This window comes from Acidovorax sp. SRB_24 (genome assembly GCF_012931925.1).
The window spans coordinates 133764-146425 of record NZ_MWOM01000001.1 but is presented as its reverse complement, the minus strand read 5'-3'; the positions used below and the strand labels follow the sequence as shown (position 1 = coordinate 146425).

Genomic DNA, 12662 nt, shown 5'->3' with positions numbered 1-12662 from the left:
TGCCAGGAACCTTAAAAATATACAGCCGATAAGCGTGGGCGTTTGAAGGCGATTGCCAAGTTCTTTGGAACTCAAGTCGCAAGACTTTAAACGCTCATGAGAGTAAAGAAGTGAAGTTCACTTCAATTCTTGATTTTTTGAGTGGCCCCGCAAGGGGCAAAAAACACAAGATCGAACTGTAGAGTTTGATCCTGGCTCAGATTGAACGCTGGCGGCATGCCTTACACATGCAAGTCGAACGGTAACAGGTCTTCGGATGCTGACGAGTGGCGAACGGGTGAGTAATACATCGGAACGTGCCCGATCGTGGGGGATAACGCAGCGAAAGCTGTGCTAATACCGCATACGATCTACGGATGAAAGCAGGGGACCCGCAAGGGCCTTGCGCGGACGGAGCGGCCGATGGCAGATTAGGTAGTTGGTGGGATAAAAGCTTACCAAGCCGACGATCTGTAGCTGGTCTGAGAGGACGACCAGCCACACTGGGACTGAGACACGGCCCAGACTCCTACGGGAGGCAGCAGTGGGGAATTTTGGACAATGGGCGAAAGCCTGATCCAGCCATGCCGCGTGCAGGATGAAGGCCTTCGGGTTGTAAACTGCTTTTGTACGGAACGAAAAGGTCTTCTCTAATAAAGAGGGCCCATGACGGTACCGTAAGAATAAGCACCGGCTAACTACGTGCCAGCAGCCGCGGTAATACGTAGGGTGCAAGCGTTAATCGGAATTACTGGGCGTAAAGCGTGCGCAGGCGGTTATGTAAGACAGATGTGAAATCCCCGGGCTCAACCTGGGAACTGCATTAGTGACTGCATAGCTGGAGTGCGGCAGAGGGGGATGGAATTCCGCGTGTAGCAGTGAAATGCGTAGATATGCGGAGGAACACCGATGGCGAAGGCAATCCCCTGGGCCTGCACTGACGCTCATGCACGAAAGCGTGGGGAGCAAACAGGATTAGATACCCTGGTAGTCCACGCCCTAAACGATGTCAACTGGTTGTTGGGAATTCACTTTCTCAGTAACGAAGCTAACGCGTGAAGTTGACCGCCTGGGGAGTACGGCCGCAAGGTTAAAACTCAAAGGAATTGACGGGGACCCGCACAAGCGGTGGATGATGTGGTTTAATTCGATGCAACGCGAAAAACCTTACCCACCTTTGACATGTATGGAAGATCGCAGAGACGCGATTGTGCTCGAAAGAGAGCCATAACACAGGTGCTGCATGGCTGTCGTCAGCTCGTGTCGTGAGATGTTGGGTTAAGTCCCGCAACGAGCGCAACCCTTGCCATTAGTTGCTACATTCAGTTGGGCACTCTAATGGGACTGCCGGTGACAAACCGGAGGAAGGTGGGGATGACGTCAAGTCCTCATGGCCCTTATAGGTGGGGCTACACACGTCATACAATGGCTGGTACAAAGGGTTGCCAACCCGCGAGGGGGAGCTAATCCCATAAAGCCAGTCGTAGTCCGGATCGCAGTCTGCAACTCGACTGCGTGAAGTCGGAATCGCTAGTAATCGTGGATCAGAATGTCACGGTGAATACGTTCCCGGGTCTTGTACACACCGCCCGTCACACCATGGGAGCGGGTTCTGCCAGAAGTAGTTAGCCTAACCGCAAGGAGGGCGATTACCACGGCAGGGTTCGTGACTGGGGTGAAGTCGTAACAAGGTAGCCGTATCGGAAGGTGCGGCTGGATCACCTCCTTTCTGGAAAACTGCAATTCAATTTGAACGCCCACACTTATCGGTTGTTGGAAGAAGTCGCTGCAAAGCGGCGGGTGCGATAAGTGCCTGTCGACGGCAGTGGCCGGCTTGGGTCTGTAGCTCAGTTGGTTAGAGCACCGTCTTGATAAGGCGGGGGTCGGTGGTTCGAGACCACCCAGACCCACCAAGTGCTGCAGTCCAGGGGCGACACGACAATGCGATTCCTGGGGGATTAGCTCAGCTGGGAGAGCACCTGCTTTGCAAGCAGGGGGTCGTCGGTTCGATCCCGTCATCCTCCACCAACCAACACGATGCGCCCGCAAGGGCGGTGAATCAACACCAAAGCAGCTTTGCAAAAGGCTGCTTTGATGTTGATCGATATCAATCGATCAATCGGCTGTTCTTTAAAAATTCATAGAGTCGAATCAGCGTTGCTGATGGAAACTGCACATTCGTAAAGGTTTAGTGCAGACCGTGCCATCAGCAACAAGAATTTTTGATTGCGTCAAAACGAATATTCAAACTAGCTTTGAAATTCAAAAGTAATACGATGAAGGCTCGAAAGAGCCGTAGTTGATTACGGCATAACGCGCCGGGTGAAAGACCTGGCAAGTCCTTGAAAGAAAATGGAGATGTTTCGTTAAGAGACGTCAAAGTTATAGGGTCAAGTGACTAAGAGCATGTGGTGGATGCCTTGGCGATGATAGGCGACGAAAGACGTGATAGCCTGCGATAAGCTTCGGGGAGCTGGCAAATAAGCTTTGATCCGGAGATTTCTGAATGGGGAAACCCACCCTTCGGGGTATCGCAACCTGAATACATAGGGTTGCGAGGCGAACCGGGTGAACTGAAACATCTCAGTAGCTCGAGGAAAAGACATCAACCGAGATTCCGAAAGTAGTGGCGAGCGAAATCGGACAAGCCTTGCAGTGATAGCACGACGGTTAGCAAAACGGGATGGAAAGCCCGGCCATAGCAGGTGATAGCCCTGTATGCGAAAACCGACGTGTGGTACTAGGCTGCAGACAAGTAGGGCGGGACACGAGAAATCCTGTCTGAATATGGGGGGACCATCCTCCAAGGCTAAATACTCATCATCGACCGATAGTGAACCAGTACCGTGAGGGAAAGGCGAAAAGAACCCCGGGAGGGGAGTGAAATAGATCCTGAAACCGCATGCTTACAAAAAGTAGGAGCCTCGCAAGGGGTGACTGCGTACCTTTTGTATAATGGGTCAGCGACTTACATTCAGTGGCAAGGTTAACCGAATAGGGAAGCCGTAGAGAAATCGAGTCCGAATAGGGCGAACATAGTCGCTGGGTGTAGACCCGAAACCAAGTGATCTATCCATGGCCAGGATGAAGGTGCCGTAACAGGTACTGGAGGTCCGAACCCACTAGTGTTGCAAAACTAGGGGATGAGCTGTGGATAGGGGCGAAAGGCTAAACAAACTTGGAAATAGCTGGTTCTCTCCGAAAACTATTTAGGTAGTGCCTCAAGTATTACCGTCGGGGGTAGAGCACTGTTTAGGCTAGGGGGTCATGGCGACTTACCAAACCTATGCAAACTCCGAATACCGACGAGTACAGCTTGGGAGACAGAGCACCGGGTGCTAACGTCCGGACTCAAGAGGGAAACAACCCAGACCGCCAGCTAAGGTCCCTAAAATTGGCTAAGTGGGAAACGAAGTGGGAAGGCTAAAACAGTCAGGATGTTGGCTTAGAAGCAGCCATCATTTAAAGAAAGCGTAATAGCTCACTGATCGAGTCGTCCTGCGCGGAAGATGTAACGGGGCTAAGCCAGTTACCGAAGCTGCGGATGTGCAATTTATTGCACGTGGTAGGAGAGCGTTCTGTAGGCCTGTGAAGGTGTCTGGTAATGGATGCTGGAGGTATCAGAAGTGCGAATGCTGACATGAGTAGCGTTAAAGGGGGTGAAAAGCCCCCTCGCCGTAAGCGCAAGGTTTTCTACGCAACGTTCATCGGCGTAGAGTGAGTCGGCCCCTAAGGCGAGGCAGAGATGCGTAGCTGATGGGAAACAGGTCAATATTCCTGTACCGATCAATAGTGCGATGTGGGGACGGAGAAGGTTAGCTCAGCCAACTGTTGGATATGTTGGTTCAAGCCTGTAGTCGTGCCCGGTAGGCAAATCCGCCGGGCTAAGATGAGGGGTGATAACGAGTCTGCTTGCAGACGAAGTGAGTGATACCCTGCTTCCAGGAAAAGCCACTAAGCTTCAGCTATTGACGACCGTACCGCAAACCGACACTGGTGCGCGAGATGAGTATTCTAAGGCGCTTGAGAGAACTCTGGAGAAGGAACTCGGCAAATTGATACCGTAACTTCGGGAGAAGGTATGCCCCAAGTAGGTGAACTTGAACAAAGGGAGCCCAAAGGGGTTGCAAAAAATCGGTGGCTGCGACTGTTTAATAAAAACACAGCACTCTGCAAACACGAAAGTGGACGTATAGGGTGTGACGCCTGCCCGGTGCTGGAAGATTAAATGATGGGGTGCAAGCTCTTGATTGAAGTCCCAGTAAACGGCGGCCGTAACTATAACGGTCCTAAGGTAGCGAAATTCCTTGTCGGGTAAGTTCCGACCTGCACGAATGGCGTAACGATGGCCACACTGTCTCCTCCAGAGACTCAGCGAAGTTGAAATGTTTGTGATGATGCAATCTCCCCGCGGAAAGACGGAAAGACCCCATGAACCTTTACTGTAGCTTTGTATTGGACTTTGAACAGATCTGTGTAGGATAGGTGGGAGGCTTTGAAGTGTGGTCGCTAGATCACATGGAGCCAACGTTGAAATACCACCCTGGTGTGTTTGAGGTTCTAACCCAGGTCCCTTATCGGGATCGGGGACAGTGCATGGTAGGCAGTTTGACTGGGGCGGTCTCCTCCCAAAGCGTAACGGAGGAGTTCGAAGGTACGCTAGTTACGGTCGGACATCGTGACGATAGTGCAATGGCATAAGCGTGCTTAACTGCGAGACTGACAAGTCGAGCAGATGCGAAAGCAGGACATAGTGATCCGGTGGTTCTGTATGGAAGGGCCATCGCTCAACGGATAAAAGGTACTCTGGGGATAACAGGCTGATACCGCCCAAGAGTTCATATCGACGGCGGTGTTTGGCACCTCGATGTCGGCTCATCTCATCCTGGGGCTGTAGCCGGTCCCAAGGGTATGGCTGTTCGCCATTTAAAGAGGTACGTGAGCTGGGTTTAAAACGTCGTGAGACAGTTTGGTCCCTATCTTCCGTGGGCGCTGCAGATTTGAGGAAGCCTGCTCCTAGTACGAGAGGACCGGAGTGGACACACCTCTGGTGTATCGGTTGTCACGCCAGTGGCATTGCCGAGTAGCTAAGTGTGGAAGAGATAACCGCTGAAAGCATCTAAGCGGGAAACTCGTTTCAAGATGAGATCTGCCGGGGGCTTGACCCCCCTAAAGAGTCGTTCAAGACCAGGACGTTGATAGGCTGGGTGTGGAAGTGCAGCAATGCATTAAGCTAACCAGTACTAATTGCTCGTGCGGCTTGACCCTATAACTTTGATCAAATCGATCAAGGTCGTTATGCCAAGTTGACGCAGTCAAATAAAACAAGCTGATTCCAAACTCTATGAATTCGCCCGGTTGATCCAAAGATCAGCCAGGCACCCAGTTATGCCTGATGACCATAGCAAGTCGGTCCCACTCCTTCCCATCCCGAACAGGACAGTGAAACGACTTCGCGCCGATGATAGTGCGGGTTCCCGTGTGAAAGTAGGTCATCGTCAGGCTCTTACAGCCCAGTCGCGCCCCCCTCAGCAATGAGGGGGGCGTTTCTGCGTTTTGTGCTGACTCTTTTCATTCGGACTGGCTATGCAACTGCAGGATATTCTCTATTCCCAGGGGTTTGGGACCCGCCGTGTGTGTGCGGGTCTTGTACAGCAGGGGTGGGTGGAAGTGTATGGACAGCCTTCAGGGCAGGCGCCTGCCCTGTGTACCGATGCTGCGGCCGAGTTCCCCGTGGAAGGCTTGCGGCTTCGCGTACAAGGCGTGGATTGGGACTATCACGCCAAAGCCTATGTGTTGCTGCACAAGCCAGCTGGAACCGAGTGCTCGCAAAAACCCTCCACCTATCCCAGCATTTACACGCTGCTGCCATCGCCCTTGCGTTTGCGGCCCAGCAAGAGTGCGGTACAGGGCGTGCAGGCGGTCGGGCGCCTCGACCAGGATACGACGGGCTTGTTGCTGCTCAGCGACGATGGCCAGTTCATCCATCGCATGAGTTCCCCGAAGAAGCATGTGCCCAAAGTTTATCAGATCACCACCAAGCACCCTGTTGGGCCGGAGCAGATAGATCGTCTTCTGGCCGGCGTGGTCTTGGACGATGACCCTAAGCCCGTTTGCGCGGCAGCATGTGCCTTGGTCGGTGAGCATCGGCTCGACCTGACACTGACGGCGGGTAAATACCACCAGGTCAAGCGCATGATGGCTGCTGTCGGCAACCGTGTGGAAGCGCTGCATCGTTCGCGCATCGGCGCGCTGGAGCTTCCTGCGAATTTGGAGCCGGGCCAGTGGCGCTGGCTTGACCAGGAAGATTTGCAGAAGCTGCAGGCCGTTGCATAACGACGACGCCAGAATCCCATTCTATGCGCGCCGCACCGGAGGCGCGCAGCTACACTCCCTGCTGCTTTGAAAGCTTCTGTGAAGATATTTATGCGCGCATTTCGCCGAATCGCTGCGGTGCTACTGATGGGGTCGGCCGGACTGGCTTTTGCGGCCCCACCGCCCCTTTTCGTGCTCAATTCCCTGGATGCGAGCGTCAGCGTGATCGACCCGCAGACATGGCAGGAGACATCGCGCATTCCGACCGGCAAGGAGCCGCACCACCTCTACCTCACGCCCGACGAGAAGTCGCTCATCATCGCCAATGCGCTGGGGGATTCGCTGACTTTCATCGACCCGCGCACTGCGCAGGTTCAGCGCACGGTGCGTGGCATTGTCGACCCATACCACTTGCGGTTCACACCCGACATGAAGTGGCTCATTACTGCAGGCAACCGGCTCGACCATGTGGATTTCTACCGCTGGGATGGCAAAGAACTGAGCCTGGTGCAGCGCGTGTCCACCGGACGAACCCCAAGCCATTTGTGGATTGATGCTACCAGCCGGCGGGTCTACGCTTCGATGCAGGACAGCGACGAACTGGTGGTGATCGACATCGCCAGCCAAACCATTTTGTCGCGCACCCGCACGGGCCCGATGCCGGCCGATGTGTACGGCAGCCCGGACGGTCGGCAGCTCTTCGTTGGTCTCACGGGCGGCGATGGCGTGGAGGTTTTTGATATTTCAGGGCGCGAACCGCGCAGCCTCAGGGTCATCAAGACCGGCAACGGCGCGCATGCTTTCCGTGCGGCCGGAGACCAGCGCCATCTGTACGTGAGCAACCGCGTGGCCAACACCATCAGCAAGATCAACATGCTGAACGGCGAGGTGGTGGCCAGCTACCCGGCGCCTGGCGGTCCCGACTGCATGGATGTTTCGGCCGACGGCCGCTGGATTTACGTCAGCTCCCGCTGGGCGCGCAAGCTGACGGTCATCGACACCGAGGCGCGCCAGGTGGTGCGCCAGGTCAAGGTCGGGAAGTCTCCCCATGGTGTCTGGACACTTGCGCACGCGCCACGCTGAGCGGACCCGGCAGCGGCGGAGCTGCATTGTTGCTTCATTATTGATAGCTGCAGGCGCTTGCCCCATGGGCGTTATGGGCCAAATTGACTGCAAAAAGCCGCTGTACCTCACCTTTGACACCGGACATATGGAGGTGGCGCCGCTGGTGGCCGAGGTGCTGCAGCGCCAGCATGTGCGCGTGACTTTTTTTGTCGCAAACGAGCCCAGCAAGCAAGGCGACGGCAGCCTGGGAGAGCACTGGGCACCTTGGTGGCGAGCCCGCGCAGCAGAGGGCCACGCGTTTGCCTCCCACACCTGGAACCATACTTATTGGCGGGCGGACGCCGGCACGGATGCTGCGCCGGCGTTTCGGGTGCGCCCATCGGCCGGGAGCCGCGCCGGACAGGAGTTCACCGTGACCGCGGCGCAGTACTGCGACGACATTGCACAGGCAGCGCGCCGCCTGCAGGCGGTGACCGGTCAACCGGCCCTGCCGCTGTTCCGCGCGCCCGGTGGAAAGACGTCGGCGCGCTTGTTGGCGGCAGCGCGCTCGTGCGGTTATGCCCATGTGGGCTGGTCTGCGGACGGTTTCCTGGGGGACGAACTGCCCAGCGAGCGCTACAGCAACCAGATGCTGCTGCAGCAGGCACTCAAGAACATCCGCAGTGGCGATATCTTGCTGGCCCATCTGGGCATCTGGTCGCGCAAAGATCCATGGGCGCCGGCCGTGTTGGAGCCGCTCATCGTGGGGCTGAAGGAGCGGGGTTTTTGTTTCCGCACCTTGCGCGAGCACCCGGACTACCCCATCTGGACGGCACCGAAGCCCTGACGACACGGCACTCAAACCAAGGACAAGACAGCCATGGAATGGTGGACGACCTCATTTGATACCGTGCAGCAATGGCTGTTTGAAGCCGTGGTGCAGCCGCTGATGTTCGCTGCCGGCCTGGCCAGCTTCCTGGAGGATGGATACCGCGCCACGGGGTGGCTGCTGGTCGGTATTCTGCAGTTGCTCGTGATCGTTGGCCTGTTTGCCCCGCTGCAACGCTGGCGACCCGTGGAGCCACTGACCGACCGTGCCGCGGTGCGCACCGACATTGTCTACACGTTGCTGCACCGGCTGGGATTGTTCCGGCTGGGCCTGTTCTTTGCGATCGATCCCTTGTGGGACAGCCTGTTCGGTCGCTTGCGCGTGGGGGGGCTGCACACGTTCCAGCTCGACAGCGTCTGGCCCGGTGTGACCGATGGTTCCTGGGTCAGTCTGCTGCTGTACTTGGTGGCCTTCGATTTGCTCGACTATTGGATCCACCGCGGGCAGCACCGCTTTGAATGGTGGTGGCGCCTGCACGCACTGCACCATTCGCAGCGCCAGATGACGATGTGGAGCGACAACCGCAACCACCTGCTCGACGACGTGCTGCGCGACAGCCTCATCGTCGTGGTGGCGCAGCTCATCGGCGTGGCGCCCGGGCAATTCGTGGCCATTGTGGCTGTCACCCAGTTGAGCGAGAGCTTCCAGCATGCCAACCTGCGGCTGTGGTTTGGCAGCGTGGGCGAGCGCCTGTGGATCAGTCCGCGCTTTCACCGCATGCACCATGCCATCGCCCAGGCGCAGAGCCACCGCAGCGCACGCGGGAGCAATTTTGGCGTGCTCCTGCCATGGTGGGACATGCTGTTCGGTACGGCCAATTTTGAGCGGCTCTTTGGGCCCACCGGCCTGCGCGACCAGGTCGAGCCTGGCCCGGACGGCCGCGTGCGCGACTATGGCCAGGGGTTCTGGGCGCAGCAGTGGCGCGGCCTGCTCCGGTTGGCGGGGCGCGCATAGCGTCGGTGCGCAGCACCTGCGGCACAGGTATGCTTGGGCGCTTTCAGGTGGCGCGAAGCCGATTTCCATCCATGGCCCTGTTGCTCGACTCCTTTTGGCGCGCGGTGGCGTATTGCATGCACCCGCGTGTGATCGCGCTGTCGCTGCTGCCGCTGCTGCTCATGGGCGCGCTGGCGCTGGGGCTGGGGTATTTCTACTGGGATCCCGCAGTGCAGGGCGTGCGCGCGCTGCTGGAGGCGCCCGGCTGGCTGGGCACCATCTGGGGCTGGCTGCAGCGCTGGGGCCTGGACAACGCCACGGCGTTCGTGGCGCCGCTGATCGTGGTCGCCGCCGTCACCCCGGTGATCGTGGTGGTCTCCGTGCTCGCCGTGGCCCTGCTCATGGCCCCTGCGCTGGTGGCCTTGGTCGCGCAGCGGCGCTTTGCCGGGCTGGAGCGCAAGAAAGGAGGCTCGCTGCTGGCGAGCCTGGGATGGTCGCTTGGCGCCACGCTGCTGGCCTTGGTGGCCCTTGCCGTATCCCTGCCGCTGTGGCTGGTTCCTCCGCTGGTGCTGGTGTTGCCGCCGTTGATCTGGGGCTGGTTGACCTACCGGGTCATGGCGTTTGACGCGTTGGCCGAGCATGCGAGCAAAGCCGAGCGCAAGGAGCTTTTCCAGCGCCACCGTGTGCCCTTGCTGGCCATGGGCGTGCTCTGCGGTTACCTCGGCGCGACTCCAGCCGTCGTCTGGGCCTCGGGTGTGGTGTTTGCGGCCGCCTTTTTTATCCTGATACCCCTGGCGATCTGGATTTATACGCTGGTGTTTGCGTTTTCGTCGCTGTGGTTCGCGCACTTCGGCCTTGCAGCGCTGGAGCAACTGCGTGCGCAGTCGCTGCCCGTACCCCCTGGCGCGCCGCAAATCTCCTCCGCTGGGCTGCCGTTGCCCGGCGCGGGAAGCTCGGCACCCATCCCTCCTTTGGCTTCACCGGAATCCCCTGCACCATGACCTCTGCATTTGGCCTCATCGTCGTGGGCGACGAGATCCTGTCGGGCAAGCGGGCGGACAAGCATTTGCCCAAGGTCATCGAGCTGCTGGCCGCGCGCGGCTTGGCACTGGCGTATGCCGACTATGTCGGAGACGACCCTGCCCGCATCACGGTCACCCTGGAGCGGGCCTTCGCTTCCAGCGATGTGGTCTTCAGCACCGGGGGCATAGGCGCAACGCCGGACGACCATACGCGCCAGTGCGCTGCCCGCGCGCTCGGGGTAGAGCTGGCGCTGCACCCGCAGGCCGAGGCGCTGATCCGCGAGCGCATGCAGGACGTGGCGCGCGAGCAGGGCCACCCGTACGATCCAGACAGCGCGGACAATGTCCACCGGCTCAACATGGGCGTGTTTCCTGCGGGGGCGCGCGTCATTCCCAACCCCTACAACAAGATTCCGGGCTTCAGCTGCAGCGGACCCAGTGGCGCCAGCGTGCATTTTGTGCCCGGGTTTCCTGTGATGGCGTGGCCGATGATCGAATGGGTGTTGGACCAGCATTGCGCCCACCTGTTCCACCGTGCGCCGCAGGTGGAGCACTCGGTGCTGGTGTTCGGCGCCATGGAAGCGGCCCTCACGCCCTTGATGGAACGCATCGAACGCGACCACGCACCAGTGCGTGTCTTCAGCCTGCCGAGCGTCGATCACCCTGTGCACGGCCGCCACATCGAGCTGGGCGTCAAGGGGCCTGCAGAGCTGGTTCCCGAGGCATGGACCGACTTGCGGGCAAGTCTGCACCAAATCGGTGCAAACTGTGGCCCCGAATTGGTGCGCAAACTGTGAAGTTCTGCCGGGCCTCCGTTGCGCACCACAGTGGTGCGGCAAGTGAGGCTGGAAAGACGCGCTGACAATCACGTCCGTGTGGCGCAGAGCTGGCATGCACTTTGCGTATTGTCGATATACCCCTAAACAACCAACGTTTTTTCCAGGAGAACCCGATGGCCCAGACCGTTGCAGACGTCATGAAGATGGTGAAGGAGAACGAAGTCAAGTTCGTCGATTTCCGTTTCACCGACACCCTTGGCAAACAGCACCACACTACGGTGCCGGTGTCGCATTTCGACGAAGACAAGTTCTCGTCCGGCCATGCGTTTGATGGCTCGTCGATTGCCGGCTGGAAGGGTATCGAAGCATCGGACATGCAGCTCATTCCCGACCCGAACACGGCCAATATCGACCCGTTCTATGAAGAGCCCACGCTGATCCTGAGCTGCGACGTCATTGAGCCCAGCGACGGCAAGGCCTACGACCGCGATCCGCGCTCCATCGCCAAGCGCGCTGAAGCCTACCTCAAGGCCTCGGGCCTGGGCGACACCGCCTACTTTGGACCGGAGCCCGAATTCTTCATCTTCGACGGCGTGCGCTGGAGCAACGAGCCCGGCAAGGTGATGTACGAGATCGAAGAATACGAGGCCCCCTGGAACTCGGGCCGCGACCTCGAAGGCGGCAACCGCGGCCACCGCCCCACCGTCAAGGGTGGCTACTTCCCCGTGCCACCGGTCGACAGCACGCACAACCTGCGTGCCGAAATGGCGTTGGTCCTCGAATCCCTGGGGATCCCAGTCGAGGTGTTCCACCATGAAGTGGCGGGCGCCGGCCAGAACGAAATCGGCACGCGCTTTAGCACCCTGGTGCAGCGCGCCGACTGGACCATGTTGCAGAAATACGTGATCCACAACGTGGCCAACACCTATGGCAAGACCGCCACCTTCATGCCCAAGCCCTATGCGGGCGACAACGGTTCGGGCATGCACGTGCACCAGTCGGTCTGGAAGGATGGCAAGAACCTGTTCGCGGGTGACGGCTATGCCGGTCTGTCGGATTATGCGCTGTACTACATCGGCGGCATCATCAAGCACGCGCGCGCACTCAACGCCATCACCAACCCCGGCACCAACAGCTACAAGCGCCTGGTGCCGCATTTCGAGGCCCCGGTGAAACTGGCCTACTCAGCCAAGAACCGCTCGGCGTCGATCCGCATTCCCTATGTGTCGAACCCCAAGGGCCGCCGCGTGGAGGCACGTTTCCCCGATCCGCTGATGAACCCCTATCTGGGTTTTGCCGCGCTGCTGATGGCTGGCCTCGACGGTGTGGAAAACAAGATCCATCCGGGCGAAGCCGCCACCAAGGACCTCTACCACCTGCCGCCCGAAGAAGACAAGCTGGTGCCCACCGTCTGCCACAGCCTCGACCAGGCACTCGACGCCCTCGACGCAGACCGCGCCTTCCTGACCAAGGGAGGTGTGTTCTCCGAGAACATGATCGATGCCTACATCGAGCTGAAGATGGGTGAGGTGTCGCGCTTCCGCCAGGCGGTGCACCCGGTCGAGTACGACATGTACTACTCGCTCTGAGCGATGGGCCCCCAGAGGCCCCCGGACTGAGCCAAGGCGGTGCTTGCACCGCCTTTTTCTATGGTGCTGGCCTCGGGAACCCGTGCGGCGCCGCCACCTCCCTCTGGCTCAG

Annotated in this window: 7 protein-coding genes, 2 tRNA genes and 3 rRNA genes; all 12 read left to right on the top strand. The window is 58.6% G+C overall.

Annotation, left to right across the window (positions count from 1 at the left end):
* The first annotated feature begins 173 nt into the window (after positions 1–173).
* The 12 genes from B2J89_RS00655 to glnA all read left to right on the top strand — a co-directional run bounded on the left by B2J89_RS00655 (position 174) and on the right by glnA (position 12550).
* Positions 174–1708: ribosomal RNA gene (locus B2J89_RS00655) — 16S ribosomal RNA — on the top strand.
* Positions 1709–1815: 107 nt separating this feature from the next.
* Positions 1816–1892 (top strand) — tRNA-Ile (locus B2J89_RS00650).
* A 39-nt stretch (positions 1893–1931) separates the two neighbouring features.
* Positions 1932–2007, top strand: a tRNA-Ala gene (locus tag B2J89_RS00645).
* 360 nt (positions 2008–2367) lie between these two features.
* Positions 2368–5247, top strand: a 23S ribosomal RNA gene (locus tag B2J89_RS00640).
* Between the two features lie 123 nt (positions 5248–5370).
* A 5S ribosomal RNA gene (rrf, locus tag B2J89_RS00635) occupies positions 5371–5483 on the top strand.
* The 16S, 23S and 5S rRNA genes sit together here with 2 tRNA genes alongside, the layout of an rRNA operon.
* Positions 5484–5565: 82 nt before the next feature.
* The gene (locus B2J89_RS00630) at positions 5566–6315 is read left to right on the top strand and encodes a 16S rRNA pseudouridine(516) synthase (protein ID WP_169167291.1); all 750 of its coding nucleotides are present in this window, start codon (positions 5566–5568) and stop codon (positions 6313–6315) included.
* A 90-nt stretch (positions 6316–6405) separates the two neighbouring features.
* The gene (locus B2J89_RS00625; RefSeq protein WP_169167290.1) at positions 6406–7377 is read left to right on the top strand and encodes a beta-propeller fold lactonase family protein; all 972 of its coding nucleotides are present in this window, start codon (positions 6406–6408) and stop codon (positions 7375–7377) included.
* Positions 7343–8185, top strand: a complete 843-nt coding sequence (locus tag B2J89_RS00620) for a polysaccharide deacetylase family protein (protein WP_169167289.1) — start codon at positions 7343–7345, stop codon at positions 8183–8185. The genes B2J89_RS00625 and B2J89_RS00620 overlap by 35 nt, the downstream gene beginning before the upstream one ends.
* 33 nt (positions 8186–8218) lie before the next feature.
* A complete protein-coding gene (locus B2J89_RS00615; protein WP_169167288.1) occupies positions 8219–9181 on the top strand; it encodes a sterol desaturase family protein in 963 nt (320 codons plus the stop codon).
* Between the two features lie 71 nt (positions 9182–9252).
* Entirely contained in the window at positions 9253–10161 is a 909-nt protein-coding gene (locus tag B2J89_RS00610) for an EI24 domain-containing protein (protein ID WP_169167287.1), read from the top strand.
* Complete coding sequence (locus B2J89_RS00605; protein ID WP_169167286.1) at positions 10158–10979, top strand: molybdopterin-binding protein; 822 nt, start codon at positions 10158–10160, stop codon at positions 10977–10979. The genes B2J89_RS00610 and B2J89_RS00605 overlap by 4 nt, the downstream gene beginning before the upstream one ends.
* A gap of 155 nt (positions 10980–11134) precedes the next feature.
* The gene (gene glnA, locus B2J89_RS00600; protein ID WP_169167285.1) at positions 11135–12550 is read left to right on the top strand and encodes a type I glutamate--ammonia ligase; all 1416 of its coding nucleotides are present in this window, start codon (positions 11135–11137) and stop codon (positions 12548–12550) included.
* Positions 12551–12662: the final 112 nt, after the last annotated feature.